Source organism: Caballeronia sp. LZ003 (assembly GCF_031451465.1).
In the GTDB taxonomy this organism is placed as follows: domain Bacteria; phylum Pseudomonadota; class Gammaproteobacteria; order Burkholderiales; family Burkholderiaceae; genus Caballeronia.
The window spans coordinates 2049820-2074426 of record NZ_JARUXJ010000001.1; the positions used below are offsets into that span (position 1 = coordinate 2049820).

Genomic DNA, 24607 nt, shown 5'->3' on the forward strand with positions numbered 1-24607 from the left:
CGCTTTTCGGACTGCATCAAACAAGATGATCAGTGCAGCGTGGGGCCCGCGTCTTTCGGCGGCTCTTCGTCATCGTCTTCGTCGTCGGCCACTTGAAGGCCGTCCGCGCCATGCGCGTGCTGATGCACGATTTCGTCTTCCGTGGCCGTGCGCACTTCCTGCACCGACAATGCGAAGCGCAGCGCCATGCCTGCGAGCGGATGATTGCCGTCGAGCACGACCTTGTCTTCGGCAACGTCGGTCACCGTATAAATGAGCGAGTCGAGTTCGTCGTCGGCGTCTTCGGGCGTGCCTTCGAACTGCATGCCCACTTCGAGCGGCTCGGGGAAACGGCTGCGTTCCTCGATCTTCACGAGTTCAGGGTCGTACTCGCCGAATGCATCTTGCGGCTCCAGTTGAATGGACGTTTCATAGCCGGGTTCGCGACCATCGAGCGCTTCCTCGATCTTGGGGAACGTGCCATCATAGCCGCCGTGCAGATAGACCATCGGCTCGTCGCTTTCCTCGATCAGATTGCCTTGTGCATCCGATAGCTTGTAAGCGACCAGAACGACAGTGTCTTTCGCAATTTTCATTGGATCCTCCAAGATACAAGCCTCGATTATACGATGCCCAAGCGGCCACCTGAAGCAACACCCATCCCCGATTCCAGCCTGCGTCCCAACATGCACAAGCCTGGCGCACCGTTACCCGACGAGCCTACGCCTCTGTTGGGCAACCGCACGCCGCGACAGTTCATGCGGCGTTACTGGCAGAAGAAGCCGCTCCTGATTCGCCAGGCGTTCCCCGGCATGAAGGCGCCGCTGTCGCGCGACGAACTCTTCGAACTCGCCGATCTCGACGACGTCGAATCGCGCCTCATCACGCATTTTCGCAATACGTGGAACATGGAGCACGGACCGTTCGCATCCGACGAACTGCCGGCCGTCAAGAAGCGCGAATGGACGCTGCTCGTGCAAGGCGTGAACCTGCATGACGATCGCGCCGCCGCGTTGATGAACTGCTTTCGCTTCATCCCCGATGCGCGTTTGGACGATCTCATGATCTCCTATGCGACGGATGGCGGCGGCGTCGGCCCGCACTTTGACTCTTACGATGTGTTCCTGCTTCAAGTGCATGGCAAGCGCCGCTGGCGCTTCGGCGCACAGCGCGATCTTTCGCTAAAACCCGACATGCCGTTGAAAGTTTTACAGCACTTCGAGCCTGAGGAAGAATGGGTGCTGGAGCCGGGAGACATGCTGTATCTGCCGCCTCATATCGCGCATGACGGGATCGCCGAGGGCGAGTGCATGACTTGCTCTATCGGCTTTCGCGCGCCTTCCACGCGAGAACTCACGGCGCAGTTCCTCTATCACCTAGCCGAACGCATGGGCGATACACCGGCGAACGCAAAAGCGCAGGCGCGCTATCGCGATCCGCAACAGGAGCCGGTTACGAAACCCGCGCTTTTGCCGCAGCTTCTGCTCGACCGGGTTGGCTCGATCCTTGCGGATATCAAATGGACCGAAAAGGATATCGCGGCGTTTTTAGGCAGTTATTTGAGTGAGCCGAAAGCGAATGTCGTTTTTGATCCACCAGAGCGTGCGCTTAATCAGCAAAAGTTTGTCGAGCGCGCGAAGAAGGCAGGTATAACGCTCGACCGTAAGACTATTCTGCTCTATGACAAGACGTCTTATTTTGTTAATGGCGAGGCCGAAGCGTTAACTGCAAGGGCTAAAAAGTGGCTTCCCGAACTGGCCGATGCACGTTGCCTTGAAGGGAAACGCTTTGTAACACTTACAGATGATTCTTCAATGACATCGATGCTGCACGAATGGTATTGTGCGGGCTGGATTAAGCTGGACTCTTTGATCTGAATTGCTTGACAGCCAATGTGCCGCCAAGTATTTGCGGAACTAATTGTTTTGCTGTCCCGCAATATGAAAATTTGTATGAGAAAGACAACGTATCGGCCCCCGATTTATCGACGGTCGCGTCGAAAGTGCCTATAATTTCCGGCCAAGCCGTAGGATGTCTCACAACAAAAAAATATTGTGGGGCTCCACAGCGGCCCAGGTCGGTGTTGGAGCACACATTACCGGTACTTTGCGCTGTTGCTTACCTTTAACCATAAAAGGACGTGATCATGAAGAAATCCCTCCTCGTAGCATCCCTGTTGGCTGCTGTTGCTCTTGCTGCATGCAACAAGTCTAGCGATTCGGCTGCTCCGAGCGCTGCAAGCGATACGTCGGCTGCTTCGGCACCGGCGGCTGCTGCTTCGGACGCAAACGCTGCAGCATCGAGCGCTTCGGCCGCTGCAAGCGACGCAGCTTCGGCTGCTGGCGCAGCATCGGACGCTGCCGCTTCGTCGGCTGCCCCGGCTTCGGGCGCAAGCCAGTAAGGTTGAGTCCTTACTTAGTGCGGGCTGCTTCATTGCAGCTTGCATGCAAAAAAACCGGCTTTTGGGCCGGTTTTTTTGTGCCTGCGTTTTCTATGCGAGTTGCTTAGATGATCAAAGCGCGAGCCAATCGAACCCTTCGGTCTGCGTTGCAACGACGACATCCACCGCCGACGCACCCACTACGCTAGCGAGCGCAGCCTGCGCCAGATGCGGCAGATTGTTTTGCTGACTGAGATGCGCGGCAACCAGATGACGCAACTTCGAACGGTCGAGCGCCGCGAGAATCGCAGCGGCGGCGTCATTATTCAGGTGTCCGTGCTTTCCGCCGATGCGCGCCTTCAACGAAGCCGGATAGCGGCTTCCCGCGAGCATGTCGATATCGTGATTGGACTCGAGCACAAGCGCATCGCACCCGCTCAACACGTTCAGGATGTGCGGCGTCGACACACCCACGTCGGTTAGCACGCCGAGACGGCTTGAGCCGTCCGAAAACACGTACTGCAAGGGCTCTCGTGCGTCGTGCGGCACCGTGTAAGGCAAGAGGCTGATATCGCCGATGGCGACGCTCTCATCGCCCCACAACACGTTGAGCTGTACGTTCGCTTCGTCGGCGCCGCATGCGCGCGCCGTGCCCCAACTCATATGCAATGGAATGGACCACTTGCGCGCAAGCGTCAGCGCGCTGCCGATATGATCCGTGTGTTCATGCGTGATGACGATGGCATCGAGCTCGTCCGCGCGGCAGCCGAGCCGCGCGAGCCGGCGCTCGGCTTCCTTCGCGGAGAACCCGCAGTCGAGCAGCACGCGCGTGGTGGTCGTGCCGCTCGTCGCCTCGACGAGCAATGCATTGCCTTCGCTACCGCTGCCGAGGCTCGCAAATCTCACAATGTGTCCATGTCGATACGCGAATATTCAGTTCAACTGCGCGTGCAGCAAGGACACGATACGCTGCGCATCAGATGAATTGTCCGGCTGGCCGTTGGCGTCTACCACGGCGATCTGCGTAAGCGCATCCGCCTTCGGCTTCACGTTGACGAAGAACTGGCGTGTAGGCATGGGCGTGTTGCTCGAAAACAGCTTGCCGAAGAAACCTTCCTTCTTCAGCTCCGCCATGGAGTCCGAATAATGCACGTAGTAGAGACCCTTCGCGCGGTCGCGATTGTCCACCGTGAAGTTGGTGCGATCGAGCGCGAGGCCCACGCGCAGCCACGCGCGATCGAACGGTTCCGCCAGATCGAGCGTCGAGCCGCCCGCGGCTGAATCGACCGCGACTTTCGCGCCCGCCGGACGCGCCTGCGTCACGAGCTTCTTGCCCTGGTCTTCGGTCAGGCCGAACTTCTGCATGATCTTCACGAGAATCGCGGCTTCGAGCGCCGGATTGCGCGGACGCGTTTCCCAGCGCGACGAAGTCTTGTCCTGACCCGTCAGCACTTCTTCCATCGCGCTATGCGTGACGTTGATGTCGGTCGAGCCGTCCGCCGCGCGATCCACTTGCGTGCGGAACATGTCGCGCGTACCCGACGAATACGCGAAGTCGATCAGCTTGCCGACGCTCTTTCTGAACCAGTCGTCCGGAATGTTCGCGCGATTCTCGGCCCAGTCGGTCGCCATGATGCCGGTCTGCGGCGAGTCGGTCTTGAGCGTAAAGCCGTTCTCCGTCCAGAACTCCTGCAGTTGCGGCCAGACTTGGTCGGGCACACGGCCGTCGACGACGAGCCAGCGACGGTCGCCATCGCTTTCCACGTGCATGCCGTACGGATCTTGCGCTGTCGGCACGCCGAGCGTGGTGTTGCCGGCCGGCGTGACCGAACGCGCGGCGGTGCCGCCGAGCGTGTTTTCCTTCGGCGGCGCGGCGTAACGCTGGCTGATGTCGGCGGTGGAAAGATCGGACGGCACGGCCAACGCGGGCGCGGTCTCAGCAGCCTTGTAGTTGACGCGGTCCGGCGCGAGCCAGTCGTTGAGCGTATCGCAGCCGGCAAGCGCGAAGACGGCGCTGACGCCGAGTGACAACACGCTCAGGCGTTTGGCTTGAGTAAGAAGAGCGGAACGGTTCATGAGGTCCTTCTTTGCTGCTGATGACGCATTGCCTCGCGTCGTTCCCGCGTTATTCGTGCGGGCCGACGGGGCCAATGAACGGCGGTTGATGACTGATGAAGTGGCTCATTTCGATCACTTGCGGCGGTGCTGGCGTCTCGATGATTTCGATAAGGTCGCCCGCCGCGCCCGATCAGGCGAGCAGCCCGGTTTCGCGCAACGCGTCGCGCACCACGTCGTGGTAGCGCTCGTCGAGCGGCGTGAGCGGCAGACGAATGCCGCCTTCCATGCGGCCGAGCGCTTGCAGCGCCCACTTGGCCGGAATCGGATTCGCTTCGCAGAAGAGTTGCTTGTGCAGCGACAGCAAGCCGAGATGGATACGGCGTGCGGTGATGGCGTCGCCTTCGAGCGCGGCGCGGCACAACTGGCTCATGGCCTTCGGCGCGACGTTGGCCGTCACCGAGATGTTACCGTGGCCGCCGAGCAGCATGAGCGCGATGGCGGTGGGATCGTCGCCGCTATAGATCGAGAAATGCGCCGGCGCGTGCTTGATGAGATGCGCCGCACGATCGATATTGCCGGTGGCTTCCTTCACGCCGATGATGCCGGGCACTTCGGCAAGACGCAGGATGGTCTCGTTGCTCATGTCGGCCACGGTGCGGCCCGGCACGTTGTAGAGAATCACCGGCAGGTCGACGGCTTCCGCAATCGCTCGGAAGTGGCGGTACATGCCCTCTTGCGTCGGCTTGTTGTAATACGGAACGACTTGTAGCGTGGCATCGGCGCCGACCTTTCTGGCCTGCTTCGACAGCTCGATGGCCTCTGCCGTCGAATTGCCGCCCGCGCCCGCGATGATCGGGAAGCGCTTGGCCGTATGCTCGACGGCCGTCTGCACCATCAGCACGTGTTCTTCCACCGACAAGGTGGCGGACTCGCCGCTCGTTCCGACTACGACCAGTCCATTCGAGCCTTCCGCGACGTGCCAGTCGATCAGCTTTCGAAACGCCGGCAAATCGAGACTACCGTCCTCGTGCATCGGTGTGACGATGGCAGGAATGCTGCCGCGGATCTGGATGCCGCCAAGTGTTCCGTTTGTCATGAAACTCTATGAATTTAATCGAAAATTTAGTCGCAAAAAGCGCGATACCGCGATTGTAGCGGATTACCCGGTCAATTCGTAACGTGGCCAACCCGAGGGTGTGTTACCGGTTGTGTCCTCAATCGCGCCGGCTTTTGCGGGCTCTGGAACGAGTACAGCGCAGATTCGTTGCACGAAGGCAGGATGCGGAGCATCGACGAAACCGTCTTCATACGCGATCACGCGCAGACGGCCGCGCACGGCTTCGAGCAACTCGCCAGGTTCGAGCAGAAACGCAGGATTGGACGGTTTACCGACGGTTTGGTTGCCGGCCGCGAAGGTTTCGTAGATAAGCGCGCCGCCCGGCGCGAGCGCATGAATCAGATGCGTGAAAAGCGGACGATGCAGATAGCGCGTAACGACGACCGCCCCGAACGTCCGGCCGCCAGCCAGCGGCCACGGCGCGCCTTCGAGATCGGCGCACAACGTCGCGATGTCGGGCAGCGCGGACATGGAGGCGAGCGCATCGGCGTCACGGTCGACGGCCAGTACCGCGTGCCCGCGCGCCGCGAGCCAGCGCGCGTGGCGGCCGCTTCCGGATGCGACATCGAGTACCGAAGCGCCGGGCGCAATGAGATGCGCCCAGCGCGTGACCCAACCGCTCGGCGTGCCAGCGTCCATCAGTTGTAGGACAGGCCCATTGCCTCGCGTACGTCGCGCATGGTTTCGACGGCGAACTTGCGTGCCTTGTCGCAACCGTCCGCGACGATGGCGCGCAACAGCGAAGGATCGTCCATGTACTTCTGCGCGCGTTCGAGCATGGGCTGCTGCTCGCGCAAGATGCCTTCGATCACCGGTTGCTTGCAGTCGAGGCAACCGATTCCCGCGCTGCGGCAGCCCTTTTGCACCCACTCGTGCGTGGCTTCGTCGGTATAGACCTGATGCAGTTGCCAGACCGGGCACTTGTCCGGATCGCCCGGATCGGTGCGTCGCACGCGAGCCGGATCGGTCGGCATGGTGCGCACTTTCTTCGCGATAGTCTCGGCGTCCTCACGCAAGCCGATGGTGTTGCCATACGACTTCGACATCTTCTGGCCGTCGAGACCCGGCATGCGCGACGCTTCCGTCAACATCACTTGCGGCTCGACGAGAATCAGCTTGCGCGCGCCTTCCAGATAGCCGAACAGGCGCTCGCGATCGCTCATCGACAGGCTCTGCGATTCCTGCAGCATCGCGCGAGCTTGTTCGAGCGCTTCGTCATCGCCTTCCTGTTGATACGCCACGCGCAATTCGTGATACAGCTTCGCGCGCTTGCCGCCCAGCTTCTTCGCGGCTTCGAGCGCCTTCTCCTCGAAATCCGGTTCCTTGCCGTACAGGTAGTTGAAGCGGCGCGCGATCTCGCGCGTCATCTCCACGTGCGGCACCTGATCTTCGCCGACCGGCACGAGCGAGGCGCGATACAGCAGAATGTCCGCCGCCATCAGCACCGGATAGCCGAGAAAGCCGTAAGTGGAGAGATCTTTCTCGCGCAGCTTTTCGATCTGTTCCTTGTAGGTCGGCACGCGTTCCAGCCAGCCGAGCGGCGTGCCCATGCCGAGCAGGAGCGACAGTTCCGCATGCTCCGGCACGCGGCTCTGAATGAAGAGCGTGGCCTGCGCCGGGTCGATACCCGACGCGAGCCAGTCGATCAGCACTTCCCAGACGTTTTTCTCGATGACCTCGGGCGTCTCGTAGTGCGTCGTGAGCGCGTGCCAGTCGACCACGGCGAAGAAACACGGGTATTCGGACTGCAGCCGCACCCAGTTTTTCAGCACGCCGTGATAGTGGCCGAGATGCAGCGAGCCGGTCGGCCGCATGCCGGAGAAGATACGGTCAGGGAACATGGTTTTATGGGAATAGTGAAGCGAAGGGATTCAGTATGGCCGATACCGCCGCGTAACCGACGCCGACGAGCGGACTCAGCCAGTAGCGTGTGAGCACGCCCGTCACGACCAGCGCCATCACGATGAAGAAACCGTAAGGTTCGAGCTTCGAAAACGCGATCGACGCGCGTACCGGCAATAGCGCCATGAGCACGCGGCCGCCATCGAGCGGCGGCAGCGGAAAGAGATTGAGCACGCCGAGCACGAGATTCACGCCGACGCCAGCGGCCGCCATGCGCGTGAAGAACGGTTCGTCGACATTGAAAGCCGCGAGCAGCACCGCGATCACGCCCCACAGGAGCGCCTGCACGAAGTTGCTACCGGGACCCGCCGCTGCGACCCAGAGGCTGCCCCAGCGCGGATTGCGCAGATTGCCGAAGGCCACCGGCACCGGTTTCGCGTAGCCGAACATGAACGCGCCGCTCGTCACGAAATACAGCACGATGGGAATCACGATAGTGCCGATGGGATCGATATGCCGCATCGGGTTCATCGAGACACGGCCGAGCACGTAGGCCGTGTTGTCGCCGAGCAGACGCGCGGCGTAGCCATGCGCGGCCTCGTGCAGGGTGATCGCGAAGATCACCGGGAGCGCGTAGACCGCGATGGTTTGTATCAGGGAAGCATCCATAGGGCGGTATTGTATCAAGCAGGCAGGCGAGAGCAGACGAAGGCGGCGCGATGCCAAGCGCCGCGCCGGCGGTTCGTGCAGGATTTAAGCGCGTGGACGAAAACTTACGCGGCGAGACCGAACGGTTCCAGACTACCGCGTCCCGCGCGCACGAGCACGGGTTCGCCGCCGGAAAGATCGATGACCGTCGAGGGTTCGGCCGGGCAAGCGCCTGCATCGATCACGAGTTCGATCTGCTTTTCGAGCCGTTCGCGGATCTCCTCCGCGTCGTTGAGCGGTTCCGTGTCGGGCGGCAGGATCAGCGTGGAGCCAAGCAGCGGCTGCCCCAACGCTTCGAGCAGCGCCAGCGTGATGGCGTGATCCGGCACGCGCAGCCCGATTGTCTTGCGCGACGGATGCGACAGCCTGCGCGGCACTTCCTTGGTCGCCTGCAGCACGAACACATAAGGGCCCGGCGTCACGGACTTGATGAGCCGGTACTGCGTGTTGTCGACCATCGCGAAATTCGACAGCTCCGAGAGATCGCGCACGAGCAGCGACAGCAACTGCTTGTCGTCAATCCCACGAATCCGGCGCAGACGCTCGACCGCCGTCTTGTCGTCGAGATGGCAGGCGAGCGCGTAGCTCGAATCGGTCGGCAGCGCGACGATCCCGCCATCGCGAATGATCTGCACAGCCTGATTGATGAGCCGCGGCTGCGGATTGTCGGGGTGAATCCGAAAGAATTGAGACATGACGATGCCTTCTTGTTCGCTCGTGCCCGCAACGCCACGCGAGCGCCCAGGCGTGCCGCGCGTACGGAAAATTCGGATGACGCAGGGAGCACGGGCCGTGCGGACGCCTTACAGCCAACGCTCCCAGACCGGCGTGAGATCGTCCGGCAACGGCGGCAACTGACCGAGATCGACGCGCCCTTCCCCCGCGCCGTGGAAGTCGGAACCGCGCGAGGCTTCGAAGCCGTAACGACGCGCGACATCCGCATATTCGCGATACTGATCCGGCGTATGGCTGCCGGTGACGACCTCGATGGCGCGGCCGCCGAGCTGGATGAATTCGTCGAAGAGCGCGGCGAATTCGAGCGGGCTGTAATCGTAACGCCCCGGATGCGCGATGATCGGCTCGCCGCCCGCGTTGCGAATCCATTTCACCGTGTCGGCGAGTTTCGCCCAGCAGTGGCCGACGTAACCCGGCTTGCCCTCGCCGAGATAGCGCGCGAACACGTCGGACGTGGTCTTGGCGTAGCCTTCTTCCACCAGGAAGCGCGCGAAATGTACGCGCGAAATCATGTCGGGGTCCTCGGCATGGCGCAGCGCGCCTTCGTGCGCGTTCGGAATACCGACTGCCGCCAACGCTTCGCCGATAGCCACGCCGCGTGCCGCACGGCCGTTACGCGTGGCTTCGAGCCCGCGCTGCAGTTCCGCGTTGTCCGGATCGACATTCATGCCGACGATGTGAACCGTGCGCCCCGCCCACGTCACCGAAATCTCGACGCCCGGCAAATAGCCCATGCCGAGCGCCTCGGCCGTCTCGCGCGCTTCGCGCTGGCCGCCGAGCTGATCGTGATCGGTGAGCGACCATAATCCGACGCCGCCGGCGTGCGCGCGCGCCGCGACCTGCGCAGGCGCGTACTGGCCGTCGGAGACGGTGGAATGGCAGTGCAAATCGGCGTTGATCGTCGGCTTCATGATTTTTAACATTTTACTGTAACGGCATGACGTGCTGGTGATGCCGTTGCGCCTGGCCGCGCGTTAGCGTGCACATTCACGCGCAGAACGCTTCGATGAGCGCCGCGACTCGCTCGGGTTGATCGTGATGAACCATATGCCCCGCTTCATCGATGATTTCCTCGCGCCAGTCGGCAAACGCCTCGAAGCGCGTCTTGAACTCGGCAATCGGCATTTTTCCGGCGAAACCCGCGAGCGTGGGCGAATCCTTCGCCTCGACGTGCAGCACGGGCGCCTGAACACGCTTCCAGACCGCCGACACCTCATCGAGCCGATACAACGTAGGACCACGCAGCTTGTGTGCCGGGTCGGCGAGCAAATGAAATTGCCCGTCGGCTTCCTGCCGTGACCAGTGCTGCGCGAGAAAGCGCGCGCGTGCAGGCGCCAAGCGCGGATTGGTGCGGATCAGCCGATCGGCGACTTCATCGAGCGTCGCATAGCTGCGCAGTTGTGGCGGCGCGCGCAGGTCGTCGAGCCATGTAGCGATACGTCCGGGCGCCTGCGCCGGATGCGCCGCGGGCAGCCCAAAGCCTTCGAGATCGACGACGCGGCGTACCCGCTCCGGCCGCACGCCCGCATAGAGCAGCGCGAAGTTCGCGCCCATGCTGTGGCCGATCAGGTTCACTTTGCCGACGGGATCGAAATGGTCGATGAGCGCTTCGAGGTCCGCGAGATAGTCCGGAAAATAGTAATGGCCGCCGCCCTTCTCGGCCACCGGCCAGTCCGACAGCCCGAAACCGCGTGCGTCGGGCGCGAGCACTTGCCAGTCGCCCTTTAGCGCATCGACGACGAACTGGAACGATGCCGCGACGTCCATCCAGCCGTGCAGCATGAAAAGCATGGGCGCGTCGGGCGAGCCCCAGCGGCGCACGTGCAGACGCACGCCGCGCGCATCGACGAATTCGGAGCGCGATTCTTTCATGGTCGGTGTCGCATTCGAAAAAGATGATCGTTCGATTATAGCGACGGGTTCTCGTCCAGCCCGGCGAGCGCGCGCAGTTCGGCCTCGTCGAAGCCCGCGTCGCGACGCGCCTCGAAGTTGAACGGGCCACGCAATTTCGGCGCGTGATACTGCTTCGCAAGACGCTCGTAAGTAGGATGCGGTTCGAGACTCGCCGCGTCGCAGAGAAAACGGAACCAGTGGTTGCCAATCAGCACATGACCGATTTCATCGCGCAGGATTACATCGAGAATCGCTGCCGACGCTTCGTCGCCCGCCTGCGCGAGACGCTTGCGAATGGGCGGCGAGGCATCGAGACCGCGCGCTTCGAGCGTGCGCGGCACGAGCGCCATGCGCGCCAGCACGTCGGCGCGGGTGCGCTCGGCCATTTCCCACAAGCCGTCGTGAGCGGGAAAATCGCCGTAGACGTGGCCGAATTGCGCCAGACGCGCGGTTAGCAGCGAGAAGTGAAGCGCCTCCTCCGCCGCGACCTTCAGCCAGTCGATGTAGAACGCCGTGGGCATCGAAGGAAAGCGCCACACGGCATCGAGCGCCAGATTGATCGCGTTGAATTCGATGTGCGCAAGCGCGTGCAGCAGCACCGCGCGCCCCGCGTCGGATTGCATGCTGCGGCGCTTGAGCGATGACGGCTCGACGAGTTCCGGCGCCTCGGGACGGCCGGGCAAGTCGTCCGGTTCGTCGAGCGCGACCTCCGGGTCGATGCGCGCCGCGCCGCTCAGCACGCGCTCGTACAGCGTGCGGGCGTCGCGCGCTTTCGTCACCGGATCGCGCTCGCGGAGAATGGCGAGCGCCGCGCGGCGCATGCAGGCATCGTCGGTGAAGGAAGTCGGAACGTTTTGCATGATGCTCGGTTAAGCGAAAGACGCCAGGAAGCGAATGCGGCCGGCGCGAAGGACGTTTCGGCGCAACCGGCTAAAATGGTAATCCCGGCGCACGCACGACACGCCGAAAGCAATAATCCGCGCGGCCAACCAATTGGACAAGGCGCGGAACGACATACGACAAAGGCGCGCATTGTAGCCCTCGCGCAACCCGACGCGGCAACGAGCGCATCCCACCCTTCGAAGACAACGCCCAGGAGACACAGTGGCCATCTACAAACTCGGCGACGACGCCCCCACCATCCACGAAAGCGTCTTTCTCGCGGATACCGCGACGATCATCGGTCAGGTGACGCTCGAGGAAAATGCCAGCGTGTGGTTCGGCGCGACGCTGCGCGGCGACAACGAACCGATCGTCGTCGGTCACGGCAGCAACGTGCAGGAAGGCGCGGTGCTGCACGCGGACCCGGGTTTTCCTCTGACGATCGAAAACGACGTGACCGTCGGACATCAGGCCATGCTGCACGGTTGCACCGTAAAGGAAGGCTCGCTGATCGGAATTCAGGCGGTGGTCTTGAATGGTGCGGTAATCGGCCGCAACTGTCTGGTTGGCGCGGGCGCCATCGTCACCGAAGGCAAGGTTTTTCCGGATAACACTCTGATTCTCGGCGCACCCGCCAAAGCGGTGCGGGAGATCGGCGAAGCGGATATCGCCCGCATGCGCGGAGCCACGGCAAGCTACGCGGACCGGCGCGAATTCTACAAGGCGCAGCTCGTGCGCATCGGTTGAGCGGCTCATCCGCTTATCGAAGACGGCGCGTCTCGCCTCATCACCCAAGGAAGAGTTGTGAACGACCAGTTGCAAAAATTCATGTTCAATGCGGCGCCCGTGCGCGGCGAGATCGTCTCGCTGCGCAATACGTGGCAAGAAGTGCTCGCGCGCCGTTCGTATCCGCAAGCGGTGCGCAATGTGCTCGGCGAGATGATGGCCGCGTGCGCGCTTCTGTCGGCGAACCTCAAGTTCGACGGCACGCTAATCATGCAGATATATGGCGACGGCCCCGTGAAAATGCTGGTCGTGCAGTGCAATTCGAATCTGTCGCTGCGCGCCACGGCCAAGCTTTCCGATGACGCGAACGAACAGCAGCTCGACGGCGACATGTCGCTTGCCGATTTGCTCAACCGCAATGGCCAGGGGCGCTGCGTCATCACGCTCGACCCGAACGACAAGAGGCCGGGACAGCAGCCGTATCAGGGCATCGTGCCGTTGTCGGGCGAGCACGGGCCGCTCACGTCGATGTCGGAAGTGCTCGAACACTACATGCATCACTCCGAGCAGCTGGACACGCGCATCTGGCTCGCGGCGAACACCGACCGCGCCGTCGGCGTGCTGCTGCAGAAGCTGCCGGGCGATGGCGGAATCGTGCCGCATCCGGGCGAACACGACGCCGATACTTGGCAGCGCGTGTGTCATCTCGGCAGCACGCTTTCCGCCGAGGAATTGCTGAAGGAAGAGCCCGAGACGGTGTTCCGGCGACTTTTCTGGCAAGAGAACGTGCAGCACTTCGAGCCTGCGCCCGCGCGCTTCCAGTGCAGCTGCTCGCGCGAAAAGGTCGGCGGCATGCTGAAGATGCTCGGCCGCGAAGAGGTGGACAGCGTCATCAAGGAGCGCGGCAGCGTCGAGGTTCACTGCGAGTTCTGCAATCAACGCTACGAGTTCGACCCGGTGGACGTTGCGCAACTTTTTGTCGCAAAAGAGCTCTCACAAGGGGTGAGCCCGGCGCCCGGTCAGCGGCACTGAGCCTTGCGGCGCCTGGGTTTGCGCGGGATTGGCGAGGGCATCTGCCAATCCGGCGCGGCTTTTGCATTGGTTGATGCATCAAGCTTGCCGCACGGTATGATTTTCACCCCGCAGAACTCAGTACCGGCCCGCTGGAGGTCGCAAATGAAAACCGCAACGCTCAACTGGAAACTTTCGTCGTGCCTCTTGGGCTTGGCGCTCGTCGCTGGCTGCACGATGGACCCGCCCGGCCCTTCGCCAATCTACAGCCGCTTGCCCAACACGCCGCTGCCCCCGCAAGAGACGCTCACGCCCGAGCAGCAGATGGCGCGCTATAACGCCATCGACAAACAGGCGCTGAACGAATCGCAGAAGGCTGCGAGCATCGGCAACGACGCCAAGATGATGTCCAACTACTACACGCCGCCCGTCACGGTCTACGGCGGCTATTCCAGCGGCGGCTGGGGTGGCGGTCCTTACTGGGGCTCGGGTATAGGCATCGGCACCGGCTATTCCTGGTAACGGCGAATCCCGCGCAAACCAGGCGCACATGAAAAATGGCGCGGTCGAAATATCGACTGCGCCATTTTTTATTTTGCCGAGAAAAACGAAAAGCCGCTCAGTTAGCCGCGCCCTGCTTCTTCTTCGCTTCGGCGGCCTTTTCCTTCTGCATTTTCTTGTCCGCGTCGCGCATTTCCTGCTTCGAGCGCGAAACCGGATTCGGCACCACGCGCAACGGCGCCGCCGAGACTTGCCCGCGCGTCGAACCGTTCATGCCGGGCACGTTCGCCGAGTTGACAGGCGCGTTGGAGTTCGGCGCGACGAATTGCACGAACACCTCGCTGTCCTTCACCATGCCCATCTCATAGCGCGCGCGCTCTTCGACAGCCGCGGTGCCGCTTTGCAGATCCTGCACTTCACCCTGAACGCGCTCGTTGCGCAGCTTCAGATTCGTGTTCTTGTCGCTTTGCTGCGCGAGCTGCTGCTGCAATTCATGCACGCGAAGCCAGCCGCCGTGTCCCCACCACAACGGGTATTGGATCAGCGCCAGTAACAAGACCAGAACGACAGTTACGAGCCGCATTCGAGTAGCCGAAATAAGCGCCGCCCGGCAACCTCTATTGACGTCGAGGCCGTGGGCGGCGGGCTGAAAATAAGACTAACGTTCTTATCGACTAAAGCGGCAAAAGCTTTAGCGGAGGTTATAGAACGCCGACTTGCCGGGGTAGCTTGCGATATCGCCGAGGTCTTCCTCGATACGCAGCAACTGGTTGTACTTCGAGATGCGATCGCTGCGCGACAGCGAACCGGTCTTGATCTGACCGGCGTTCAGACCGACGGCGATATCCGCGATGGTCGAATCTTCCGTCTCGCCCGAACGGTGCGAGATGACCGCCGTGTACGACGCGCGCTTCGCCATTTCGATCGCCGCGAAGGTTTCGGTGAGCGTGCCGATCTGGTTGATCTTGATGAGGATCGAGTTGGCGATACCCTTGTCGATGCCTTCCTTCAGGATGCGCGTGTTGGTGACGAAGAGGTCGTCGCCGACGAGCTGAATCTTCTTGCCGAGGCGATCGGTCAGCGTCTTCCAGCCGTCCCAGTCGCTTTCGTGCATGCCGTCTTCAATGGAGACGATCGGAAACTTGTCGGCGAGCGTCGCCAGATAGTCCGAAAATTCGCCGGACGACAGTTGCAGACCTTCGCCGGCCAACTGGTACTTGCCGTCGTGGTAGAACTCACTTGCCGCGCAATCGAGCGCGAGCAGCACGTCTTCACCGGCGCGATACCCCGCTTTCTCGATAGCCTGCAGGACGGTCGAGAGACACTCGTCGTTGCTGCCGAAGTTCGGCGCAAAGCCGCCTTCGTCGCCCACTGCCGTGCTCATGCCGCGATCGGCCAGAATCTTCTTCAACGCGTGGAACACTTCGGCGCCGCAACGCAGGGCTTCGCGAAAGGTCGGCTGGCTTACCGGCACTATCATGAATTCCTGGATGTCCAGGCTGTTGTTCGCGTGCGCGCCGCCGTTGACGATGTTCATCATCGGCACCGGCAGTTGCATGGCGCCCGAGCCGCCGAAGTAGCGATACAGCGGCAGTCCCGCTTCCTCGGCTGCGGCCTTCGCAACCGCCATGGAAACGGCGAGCATTGCGTTCGCGCCGAGTCGCGACTTGTTTTCGGTGCCGTCGAGTTCGAGCAGCGTCTTGTCGAGGAATGCCTGCTCCGAGGCGTCGAGACCCATGATGGCTTCGGAGATCTCGGTGTTGATGTGTTCGACTGCCTTCAGGACGCCCTTGCCGCCATAGCGGCCGGCTTCGCCGTCGCGTAGTTCGATGGCTTCGCGCGAGCCCGTCGATGCACCCGACGGCACCGCTGCGCGGCCCATCGTGCCCGACTCGAGCAATACGTCGCATTCGACGGTCGGATTGCCTCGCGAATCGAGAATCTCGCGGCCGATGATATCTACGATAGCACTCATGGTTTCCTCAAATTGACGATGAATTCTGTCAGTCACAGCGATGCTTCGCGCGTCCAGGTTCGCGCGCGACGGCTTCGCTTGAGACACCTTCCACGGCCATCAGGTTCATTCCGTGGCGCTTGCCCGCGTGTTGCCACGCGAGCCTGGCGCCAGCGACGATCGAACCGTCTGGCACTGTCGAAATCGATGGTCCGCACATGAAACCGGCTGCATGCGTTTTGCTGCGGCCGCGGCGCGTTTGACAAGCCCTCGTGCCGCCAGGCCTTGCACGCCCATCTCCTCTTATGTTGTCACTCCGCGTGACTATTTTTAAGACACGGACGCCGTGAAGGCGACGCCCGCTTTCCTGCCTGAAGCGATTTGACGATCAGCTGAAGTCGTTTTCGAGAAACGGACCGCTCTTGACCGCGCGATCCAGCGCGACGAGCGTTTCGAGCAACGCTTCCATGCGATGCAGCGGCACCGCGTTCGGGCCGTCCGACTTTGCGCACGCGGGATCGGGATGCGTCTCCATGAAAAGCCCGGACACGCCCACGGCCACCGCCGCGCGCGCCAACACCGGCACGAACTCACGCTGGCCGCCCGAACTCGTGCCTTGCCCGCCCGGCAACTGCACCGAATGAGTTGCGTCGAACACGATAGGCGCGTTGGTCTCGCGCATGATGGCGAGCGAGCGCATATCGGACACGAGGTTGTTATAGCCGAACGACACGCCGCGCTCGCACGCCATGAAGCGGTCTTCCGAAAGACCGGCTTCACGCGCCGCGTCGCGCGCCTTGTCGATCACGTTCTTCATGTCGTGCGGCGCGAGGAACTGGCCTTTCTTGATGTTGACCGGTTTGCCCGAACGCGCGCACGCATGAATGAAGTCGGTCTGACGGCACAGGAACGCAGGCGTCTGCAGCACGTCCACGACCGATGCCACCGCTTCGATCTCGTGCTCGGCGTGCACGTCCGTCAGGACCGGCAAGCCGAGTTGCTTCTTCACTTCGCCGAGAATAAGCAAGCCTTCGTCCATGCCGAGGCCGCGAAACGACTTGCCCGAGCTGCGGTTCGCCTTGTCGTAGGACGACTTGTAGATGAACGGCACGCCAAGCTTGTCGGTGATTTCCTTGAGACGCCCGGCGACGTCGATAGTCATCTGCTCCGACTCCACCACGCAGGTTCCCGCGATCAGGAAGAACGGCTTGTCGAGTCCCGCTTCGAAGTGACACAGCTTCATGCTTGCGCTCCTGCCGTGGCCGCGGTCTGCGTGGTGTTCGCGCCGCCAGCCGTGAGACTATGCGCGCGCGCCGCTTCGACGAATGCCTTGAAGAGCGGATGCCCGTCGCGCGGCGTGGACGTGAATTCCGGGTGGAACTGGACGCCGACGAACCACGGATGCTGTGCTTGCGGCAACTCCATCATTTCGGGCAGATCCTCGCTCGGCGTACGGGCGCTGATGATAAGCCCGCCGGCTTCGAGCTGGGGCACGAAACGGTTATTGACCTCATAACGGTGACGATGACGCTCGTTCACATCCGTGCCGTAAATACGCTCGGCCATCGTACCGGGCTTGATCGGGCACTTTTGTGAACCGAGACGCATGGTGCCGCCGAGATCCGATTCCTCGCTGCGCTTTTCGACGCGGCCCGCACGGTCGTACCACTCGGTGATGAGCGCGACGACAGGATTGGTCGTGTCGGCATTGAACTCGGTGCTGTTGGCATCGGCGAGACCGGCGACGTCGCGCGCGAACTCGATGACTGCGAGCTGCATGCCGAGACAGATGCCGAGATACGGCGTCTTCGACTCGCGCGCATAGCGGATTGCCTTGATCTTGCCTTCCGTGCCGCGACGCCCGAAACCGCCCGGCACCAGCACGGCGTCGAGATGCTTGAGACCGTCCGCGCCTTCGGCTTCGATCTGCTCGGAGTCGATATATTCGATGTTGACCTTGGTCGACGTATGAATGGCGGCGTGACGCAGCGCTTCGATCAGCGACTTGTACGACTCCGTCAGTTCGACGTACTTGCCCACCATGCCGATGGTCACTTCGTTCTTCGGATGCTCGAGTTTTTCGACGAGATCCGACCACATTTTCAGGTTGGCTGGCGGCGGCGAGAGCTTCAACTCGTTGCAGACGATTTCGTCGAGGCCCTGATCGTTCAGCATCTGCGGAATCTTGTAGATGCTGTCGACGTCCCACACCGAGATGACCGCTTCCTCATGCACGTTCGAGAAGAGCGAGATCTTCTGGCGCTCGTCGTCGGGGATCGGGCGGTCGGCGCGGCAAAGAAGCACGTTCGGATAGATACCGATTTCACGCAGCTTCTGCACGCTGTGCTGCGTGGGCTTGGTCTTCAGCTCGCCCGCGGTGGCGATGAACGGAACCAGCGTGAGGTGGATGAAGCACGCGCTGTTGCGGCCCATGCGCAGGCTCATCTGACGCGCGGCTTCGAGGAACGGCAGCGATTCGATGTCGCCCACCGTGCCGCCCACTTCGACGATTGCCACGTCAGGCTGCCCGCACGTCGCCGCGGCGGCGCCGCGTTCGACGAAAGCCTGAATCTCGTTGGTGATGTGCGGAATGACCTGCACCGTCTTGCCGAGATACTCGCCGCGACGTTCCTTGCGGATCACCGATTCGTAGATCTGGCCCGTGGTGAAGTTGTTGGCCTTGCGCATCTTCGTGCTGATGAAGCGCTCGTAATGGCCGAGGTCGAGATCGGTCTCGGCGCCGTCTTCGGTCACGAACACTTCCCCGTGCTGGAACGGGCTCATCGTGCCGGGGTCGACGTTGATGTAGGGATCGAGCTTGAGGAGGGTGACTTTCAGACCGCGCGATTCGAGGATCGCGGCGAGGGAGGCGGCGGCAATACCCTTGCCAAGGGAAGAAACTACGCCGCCGGTGACGAATACATATTTGGTCATCGCTAGATGCTCGCGGGAAAAACGGATTATACCGTAAAGGCACGCGCCCACCCAGAGGATCGGCGGCGCAATTGCCCTGCATCGGTGCGCGCCTCGGCGATGCTCGCGATGTCTGTCGCGGGCGGTGCGAACGCCCGTTTCAGGACAAAGATACGATCATGCGCCGCACCGCGCGATACGTGCATGCGCGCGGACGATGTCCTGAGAACGGCGCCTCGTTCAGCGATTCATCCAGTAGCGCAAGTGAGTCTGCCGGAAGCGTTCGAGCGCGATCTCTTGCCCGAAGTCGATCCGCGCCGCGCCGTCTTCATCGCTTCGCGACAGCGCGATCTCGCGCAACTGATAGCGCGCATAAACGGTCGGGTTCGGATGATGAAAACGGTTGAGATAACCCATCTGAAATATCGCGGCGAGCGGCTTCACGGAGTCGAGAAACGGTTCGGTCGATGACGTGCGGCTGCCGTGATGCGGCGCGATCAGCACGTCCGCGTGCAACGCCGCGCGATCTCGCGCGATGAGCGTGCGTTCGTCGCCTGCCTCGATATCGGCGGTGAAAAGCGCGCTGCGGCCTTCCGCGTTCGTCACCTTCATTACGCAACCTTGATGATTCGGCTTGCCGGTAAGCGGCCCGGCATCCGGCCAGAGCATGCTGAAGTCCACGCCGTCCCACGTCCAGTGCTGACCTGCCGCGCAGCGCAGCCTCTCGGCGCCGCGCGCGCGTGCAAGCGACCAGAGCAGGTCGCTTGCAGGCAGCGACGCGAGCAGTTGCTCGACCGCGATGCCTTGCAGCACCGCGGGCGCGCCGCCTGCGTGGTCCGAATCGGAGTGACTGATGACGAGCGTATCGAGCGAGCGGATGCCCGCCGCGAGCAGATACGGCGCGACGATACGTTCGCCCGCGTGCGTCGATTCGGGGCCGGGACCGGCATCGAAAACGAGCGTATGACGACGGGTTTCGACGACGAGCGACGAGCCTTGCCCGATGTCGAGCGCGGTCACGCGAAACTCGCCATGCGGCGTCACGTGATTCGCGGATGCGAGAAGCGGCAGCCACGTGAGCGGCGCGGCAAAGCGCAACGGCCAGCCGCGCGGCGCAAGCGCCCACGCGACGCCCACGCATGCGGCGACGAGCGCAAACGCGCCGGGTTGCGGCAAGTGCCAGAGCGGTGAATTCGTCGTGGCCGCGAGGCGGGCGAGCGCATCGATCATCATGCTCAACGATGCGTGCGCGAAATGGAGCGCGGGGGCGTCGAACGGCGCGGGAAGGATCAGTCCCGCGAGCGTCGCGGGCGTCACGAGCACGCTGACCCAGGGAATCGCGAACAAGTTGGCCAACGGGCCGATGAGCGGTATCTGCGAGAACCAGTAGATGGTCAGAGGCGCGAGCGCGAGTGTCACGGCGTATTGCACGCGCAAGCTCGACAAGGCGTGACGATGTCCATTCGATGCGGCACGGCGGCAAGCTCCGGTGAGCTTTTGGAAAGCACCGGGGCTTGGGTTGATCACGCGCCGTGCCTCTTCGAGCGGCGTGGTATGTGCCGGGGACGCGATCGGCACGCGAGCGCTGTCGTTACTCTCGTCACGCACGAGCGCGGCGGGCTGGCCGCGCGCCGCTTTCGAACCCGTCCTTACATTCGCTTTCTGCCGGCCAGCGTCGGGATCCGGCGGCTCCCGCGCCTCCATCTCCCGCGCGATCGTCTCTGCATCTTCCACCACCCTCACCGCTTGCCGCCCCACCGACGCGATGCCATGCAGAATCGCCGCGACCGCGCCGAACGAAAGCCAAAATCCGGGTGACGTCACGGCCCACGGATCGGCAAGCAGCACGAACGCGAGCGCCCAGCAAAACACCAGCGAAGAAGCCGGCCTTCGCCCGCCGATAAATCCGATGCCGAACACGACCAACATCCACAGCACGCGTTGCGCGGGCACGTTGAAACCGGCGAGCGCCGCATAGCAGGAAGCGAAGATTGCCGCGCCCAAGGCCGCGATTTTCGGCGCGGATACCCACAGCGGCGCCGCCATGCCACGCAGCCGCATGCGCTTCCATGCGAAGCCGCACAACAACGCCGCGAGCCCCGCCACGAAGCCGATATGCAGCCCCGAAATCGCAACGAGATGGCTCGTGCCGGTCGCGCGCATGATGGCCCAGTCGCTATCGCTTACCGATGACTGCGCGCCCACCGCCAACGCCACGATGATTCCCCGATGGGGCGCATCCGCGAGCACGGTCTCGATGCGTCCGCGCAAACGTGCACGCATGCGCTCTATCGCGAGCAGCGGCCCGCGCGCATCGACACGCAAACGCCGTGGCGCCCGCACGTTCGACACCGCGCCCGTTGCGCGAATATTGCGTTCGAGCAAAGCGACTTCGCTGTCGCGCAGCCCGAAGTTCGCGTTGCCGTGCGCACGCTTCAAACGCGCGTAAAGCGTCCAGCGCTGACCCGGCACGAGCGTCGGCGGCGCGTTGGCGTGGCCTCGCTCGGCGGGCATCCACAGCAATCTGACGATGCGCGGAAAGTCTCGCAACCCCGCGCCATTCGATTCGACTTCGAACAGGAACCGCACGCCGTCCGTCTGAGCCTCGGGCAGACCGCGCACGAAGCCGGTCAACGCGATATCGCGTTGTTCGTAAGCAACCGGCAGATGCGCCTGCAGTCGCACGTCGGCGCGCAACGCGGCATAGGCAAAACCGAATGCGAACGCGGCCAGGATGAATGCCGAACGCCGCCGGGCCCCACGCGCACCGATGCCGCAAAGGCACAGCGAAGCGCAGAACCACGCCAACCACGACGGCAATTGCGCCTGCTGTTGTAACCACCAGACGCCCGCCGCGAAACCGAGCAATATCGCGCGCACCTATCCTCACCCACACGTTCGATCAAAGCGAACGCATCCGCATCGGAAAACCAAGTCATCCGAAGCAATGCGAAACCTGCGAACGATTATGCAGAGGCAAGCGCGAGCCGGGGCAATGCACGATGCGCGTTAGCCGTTGTGCCGATGGCAAGCGCGTTTTCATCGATGCCGCGCAACTCGGCCAGCACCTTCGCGATACCCGGAACCTGGTCCGGCGAATTGCGCCCCTTGTAGCGCCAGGAAGGCGCGATATCGGGCGAATCGGTTTCGAGAACGATGGCTTCGAGCGGCAAGTCGCTGGCCAGACGGCGGATCTGTCGCGCGCGCTCGAACGTCAGATTGCCGCCGAAACCGAGATGCATGCCTTGCGCGATGAACGCCTCGGCCTGCTGAAAACTGCCGTTGAACGCATGCGCGATTCCGCATCGGATGGCATGCACGCGCAAGCCCTTCAGCACCTTGTCCTGCGACTTGCGTACATGGCAGATCACCGCGAGATCGAACTCGCGCGCGAGCTTGAGTTGCTCGTTGTAGAAGAACTGCTGGCGCGCGTCGTCGAGCGTGGGCACGAAGTAATCCAGCCCGATTTCGCCGATGCCGACGAACAACGGATCGTCGAGACTCGCCTCGATCTTCTCGCGCAGAACGCGCAGATCGTCCTCCCGCGCGCCCGGCGTGAAAAGCGGATGGATGCCGAGCGCGTACGCCCCGCCCGCGATGCCATGCGCCAGATCGCGCACGGTGTCGAAGTTGCCGCGATCCACACCCGGAATCACGATGCGCGACACGCCCGCGCCGAGCGCGGCATCCGCGACGGCGGCGCGGTCCGCGTCGAACTCCGAGGCATCGAGATGGCAGTGCGTATCGATCCACATGGCGTCCTCCGCGGCGCGCGTGATTACACCGGCACGGACGGCTCTTCGTGCAGCACGCCGTCGCGCAGGCGCATGATGCGGTCGCATCGCGCGGCCAGATCGGGGTCGTGCGTGACGATCACGAAGCTCGTCGAAAGCGTCTGCGACAGTTCCAGCATCAGATTGAAGACCGTGTCGGCGGTGCCGCCGTCGAGATTGCCGGTCGGTTCATCGGCGAGCACGCACGCCGGATGCGTGACGAGCGCCCGCGCAATGGCCACGCGCTGGCGCTCACCGCCCGACAGTTCGCCCGGCCGATGCTTCGCGCGATGCCCGATGCCCACGCGCTCCAGCATGACCATCGCTTCGCGGCGCGCCTCGTCTTCCGGCATGCGGCGAATGCGCAGCGGCATCGCCACGTTATCGAGCGCGGTGAATTCCGGCAGCAGATGATGGAACTGATACACGAAGCCAAGCGCGCGATTGCGCAACTCGTTGCGCTCCTTTTCCTTCAACTGCGTGAACGGCTTGCCGAGCAGCGAGACCTTGCCCGCGCTCGGTTCGTCGAGGCCGCCGAGCACATGCAGCAAGGTGCTCTTGCCCGATCCCGACGCGCCCACGATGGCGAGCTTCTCGCCGCGCCGCACTTCCAGTTGCGCGTTGTCGAGCACCTGCACGTTGAAGCCGCCCTGCACGAAAGTCTTCGAGATGGAAGACGCGTGCAACACGATCTCGTTCTGGTTCAAGTCACTCATAGCGCAGCGCCTCCGCCGGACGAACCTTGGAACCGCGCCAGCTCGGATACAGCGTAGCCAGCGACGACAACAGGAACGCAATGACGCCGATCTTCATGACATCGCCCGGGACGAGTTCGGACGGCAGTTCGCTGATGAAATAAACCGAAGGCGGCAGAAACTGCACGTTGAAGAGATGCTCGATCATCGGCACGAGCCACGGAATGCTCCATGCGACGAGACATCCGAACGTCACGCCGAGCGCCGTACCGATGAAGCCGATCGTCACGCCCTGCACCACGAAGATCTTCATGATCGATCCTGGCTGCGCGCCGAGCGTGCGCAGGATGGCGATATCGGCTTGCTTGTCGGTGACGGTCATCACGAGCGACGAGACAAGATTGAACGCCGCCACCGCGATGATCAGCGTGAGAATGATGAACATCATCCGCTTTTCGATCTGCACGGCGGAGAACCACGTCTTGTTCTGCTGCGTCCAGTCGCGAATATACAAGTCGCCCGAGAGCGTGTGCGCGAGTTGCCGCGCGACTTCGGGCGCGCGCTGCATGTCCTTCAGCCGCAGCCGCACGCCGGTTGGCGCAGGCAGGCGGAATAGCGCCTCGGCATCGCGAATGGAGATGAGCGCGAGCGTCGAATCGTATTCGTAGTGGCCCGACTCGAAGATGCCGACCACTGTGAATTGCTTGAGTCGAGGCATCATGCCGGCCGGCGTGATCGTGCCTTCGGGCGCGACGAGCGTGATCTTGTCGCCGGTCATCACGCCGAGATTGGTCGCGAGATCGCGTCCGAGCACGATGCCGAATTCGCCCGGCCTCAATTCCGCGAGCGCGCCCGAGCGCATTTCCTTGCCGATGTCCGACACTTCCGGTTCCAGCGACGGCTCCACGCCACGCAACGCCACGCCGCTCACCGCGCCTTGACGCGTGAGCAGCGCCTGGGCTTCGACATAGGGCGCCGCGCCGAGCACTTCCGGATTGCGGCGCGCTTCCTGCGCGGTCACTTGCCAGTTGGGCATGGAACCGGTCGGCGAGAAGATCTCCACGTGCGCGAGCACGGAGAGCATGCGGTCGCGCACCTCTTTCTGGAAGCCGTTCATGACCGAGAGCACGACGATCAGCGCGGCGACACCGAGCGCGATGCCCGCCATCGACACGAGCGCGATGAAGGAGATGAAGCCGTTGCCTGTGGTGCGTTTGCTGGCGCGCGTGTAGCGCCAGCCTATCTGCCATTCATACGGGAGTTTCAAGCGAATCCTTTCTTCTACGGTTGCTGCGTTGCCGTCGTTGCTTGCGGCTTCGGTTTTGCGCTTCTCTCTTGATTACGCACATGCGCGACTAGCGGATGCAGCGCGACGCGAGCGCGAAATTGGCGAAAGTTTGCCATATTAGGACAATTCAAAGGCGCGGCGCAGGTCCGATC

The 24607-nt window shown here is 62.7% G+C and carries 24 protein-coding genes; 5 read left to right on the forward strand and 19 right to left on the reverse strand.

Features of this window, described 5'->3' with window-relative positions:
• Window positions 1–29: 29 nt before the first annotated feature.
• A complete protein-coding gene (locus tag QCE79_RS09110; protein ID WP_244825571.1) occupies window positions 30–575 on the reverse strand; it encodes a peptidylprolyl isomerase in 546 nt (181 codons plus the stop codon).
• A gap of 33 nt (window positions 576–608) precedes the next feature.
• On the opposite strand from QCE79_RS09110, the gene QCE79_RS09115 reads away from it, so the two are divergent.
• Window positions 609–1856, forward strand: coding sequence for a cupin domain-containing protein (locus QCE79_RS09115; RefSeq protein ID WP_309843546.1), 1248 nt, complete (start codon window positions 609–611; stop codon window positions 1854–1856).
• A 269-nt stretch (window positions 1857–2125) separates the two neighbouring features.
• Entirely contained in the window at window positions 2126–2380 is a 255-nt protein-coding gene (locus tag QCE79_RS09120) for a hypothetical protein (protein ID WP_244825575.1), read from the forward strand.
• A 111-nt stretch (window positions 2381–2491) separates the two neighbouring features.
• Here QCE79_RS09120 and QCE79_RS09125 read toward each other — a convergent pair whose 3' ends face one another.
• The 10 genes from QCE79_RS09125 to QCE79_RS09170 form a co-directional block, all read right to left on the reverse strand.
• Window positions 2492–3265: an MBL fold metallo-hydrolase gene (locus QCE79_RS09125; RefSeq protein ID WP_309843549.1), complete on the reverse strand. Its 774-nt coding sequence runs from the start codon at window positions 3263–3265 to the stop codon at window positions 2492–2494.
• A gap of 27 nt (window positions 3266–3292) precedes the next feature.
• Complete coding sequence (gene bamC / locus QCE79_RS09130; RefSeq protein ID WP_244825578.1) at window positions 3293–4435, reverse strand: outer membrane protein assembly factor BamC; 1143 nt, start codon at window positions 4433–4435, stop codon at window positions 3293–3295.
• Between the two features lie 172 nt (window positions 4436–4607).
• Window positions 4608–5513 carry a 4-hydroxy-tetrahydrodipicolinate synthase gene (gene dapA / locus QCE79_RS09135; RefSeq protein WP_250509232.1) on the reverse strand — a complete coding sequence of 302 codons (906 nt, stop codon included), beginning with the start codon at window positions 5511–5513 and terminating at the stop codon, window positions 4608–4610.
• A 63-nt stretch (window positions 5514–5576) separates the two neighbouring features.
• Complete coding sequence (locus tag QCE79_RS09140) at window positions 5577–6173, reverse strand: bifunctional 2-polyprenyl-6-hydroxyphenol methylase/3-demethylubiquinol 3-O-methyltransferase UbiG (RefSeq protein WP_250465176.1); 597 nt, start codon at window positions 6171–6173, stop codon at window positions 5577–5579.
• Entirely contained in the window at window positions 6173–7375 is a 1203-nt protein-coding gene (locus tag QCE79_RS09145; protein WP_244825581.1) for a tryptophan--tRNA ligase, read from the reverse strand. The genes QCE79_RS09140 and QCE79_RS09145 overlap by 1 nt, the downstream gene beginning before the upstream one ends.
• Window positions 7376–7379: 4 nt before the next feature.
• Window positions 7380–8045, reverse strand: coding sequence for a site-2 protease family protein (locus QCE79_RS09150; protein ID WP_244825582.1), 666 nt, complete (start codon window positions 8043–8045; stop codon window positions 7380–7382).
• A 104-nt stretch (window positions 8046–8149) separates the two neighbouring features.
• A complete protein-coding gene (locus tag QCE79_RS09155; RefSeq protein WP_244825584.1) occupies window positions 8150–8779 on the reverse strand; it encodes an L-threonylcarbamoyladenylate synthase in 630 nt (209 codons plus the stop codon).
• A gap of 108 nt (window positions 8780–8887) precedes the next feature.
• Entirely contained in the window at window positions 8888–9730 is an 843-nt protein-coding gene (locus QCE79_RS09160; RefSeq protein ID WP_250465179.1) for a 3',5'-nucleoside bisphosphate phosphatase, read from the reverse strand.
• A gap of 76 nt (window positions 9731–9806) precedes the next feature.
• A complete protein-coding gene (locus tag QCE79_RS09165) occupies window positions 9807–10691 on the reverse strand; it encodes an alpha/beta fold hydrolase (protein ID WP_244825588.1) in 885 nt (294 codons plus the stop codon).
• A gap of 35 nt (window positions 10692–10726) precedes the next feature.
• Window positions 10727–11572: a ferritin-like domain-containing protein gene (locus tag QCE79_RS09170; RefSeq protein ID WP_309843562.1), complete on the reverse strand. Its 846-nt coding sequence runs from the start codon at window positions 11570–11572 to the stop codon at window positions 10727–10729.
• A 244-nt stretch (window positions 11573–11816) separates the two neighbouring features.
• Between QCE79_RS09170 and QCE79_RS09175 the strand changes: the two genes are divergently transcribed.
• The 3 genes from QCE79_RS09175 to QCE79_RS09185 all read left to right on the forward strand — a co-directional run bounded on the left by QCE79_RS09175 (window position 11817) and on the right by QCE79_RS09185 (window position 13853).
• Window positions 11817–12341 carry a gamma carbonic anhydrase family protein gene (locus QCE79_RS09175; RefSeq protein WP_244825592.1) on the forward strand — a complete coding sequence of 175 codons (525 nt, stop codon included), beginning with the start codon at window positions 11817–11819 and terminating at the stop codon, window positions 12339–12341.
• A gap of 57 nt (window positions 12342–12398) precedes the next feature.
• The gene (gene hslO / locus QCE79_RS09180) at window positions 12399–13352 is read left to right on the forward strand and encodes an Hsp33 family molecular chaperone HslO (protein ID WP_244825594.1); all 954 of its coding nucleotides are present in this window, start codon (window positions 12399–12401) and stop codon (window positions 13350–13352) included.
• Window positions 13353–13496: 144 nt separating this feature from the next.
• Window positions 13497–13853: a hypothetical protein gene (locus QCE79_RS09185; protein WP_244825596.1), complete on the forward strand. Its 357-nt coding sequence runs from the start codon at window positions 13497–13499 to the stop codon at window positions 13851–13853.
• A 97-nt stretch (window positions 13854–13950) separates the two neighbouring features.
• On the opposite strand, the gene ftsB is transcribed toward QCE79_RS09185, so the two are convergent.
• The 8 genes from ftsB to QCE79_RS09225 form a co-directional block, all read right to left on the reverse strand.
• Window positions 13951–14415, reverse strand: a complete 465-nt coding sequence (gene ftsB / locus QCE79_RS09190; protein ID WP_244825598.1) for a cell division protein FtsB — start codon at window positions 14413–14415, stop codon at window positions 13951–13953.
• Window positions 14416–14523: 108 nt separating this feature from the next.
• Complete coding sequence (gene eno, locus QCE79_RS09195) at window positions 14524–15807, reverse strand: phosphopyruvate hydratase (protein WP_244825600.1); 1284 nt, start codon at window positions 15805–15807, stop codon at window positions 14524–14526.
• Between the two features lie 367 nt (window positions 15808–16174).
• Complete coding sequence (gene kdsA, locus QCE79_RS09200; protein WP_309843569.1) at window positions 16175–17029, reverse strand: 3-deoxy-8-phosphooctulonate synthase; 855 nt, start codon at window positions 17027–17029, stop codon at window positions 16175–16177.
• Window positions 17026–18720 (reverse strand): CTP synthase, encoded by a 1695-nt coding sequence (locus QCE79_RS09205; RefSeq protein ID WP_309843570.1) that lies wholly within the window; start codon window positions 18718–18720, stop codon window positions 17026–17028. The genes kdsA and QCE79_RS09205 overlap by 4 nt, the downstream gene beginning before the upstream one ends.
• 219 nt (window positions 18721–18939) lie before the next feature.
• The gene (locus tag QCE79_RS09210) at window positions 18940–21579 is read right to left on the reverse strand and encodes a DNA internalization-related competence protein ComEC/Rec2 (protein ID WP_309843574.1); all 2640 of its coding nucleotides are present in this window, start codon (window positions 21577–21579) and stop codon (window positions 18940–18942) included.
• 86 nt (window positions 21580–21665) lie between these two features.
• Entirely contained in the window at window positions 21666–22454 is a 789-nt protein-coding gene (locus tag QCE79_RS09215; RefSeq protein ID WP_250465187.1) for a TatD family hydrolase, read from the reverse strand.
• Window positions 22455–22477: 23 nt separating this feature from the next.
• Complete coding sequence (gene lolD, locus QCE79_RS09220; protein ID WP_250465188.1) at window positions 22478–23188, reverse strand: lipoprotein-releasing ABC transporter ATP-binding protein LolD; 711 nt, start codon at window positions 23186–23188, stop codon at window positions 22478–22480.
• Window positions 23181–24434: a lipoprotein-releasing ABC transporter permease subunit gene (locus tag QCE79_RS09225; protein WP_309843579.1), complete on the reverse strand. Its 1254-nt coding sequence runs from the start codon at window positions 24432–24434 to the stop codon at window positions 23181–23183. Before QCE79_RS09225 ends, lolD begins: the two co-directional genes overlap by 8 nt.
• Window positions 24435–24607: the final 173 nt, after the last annotated feature.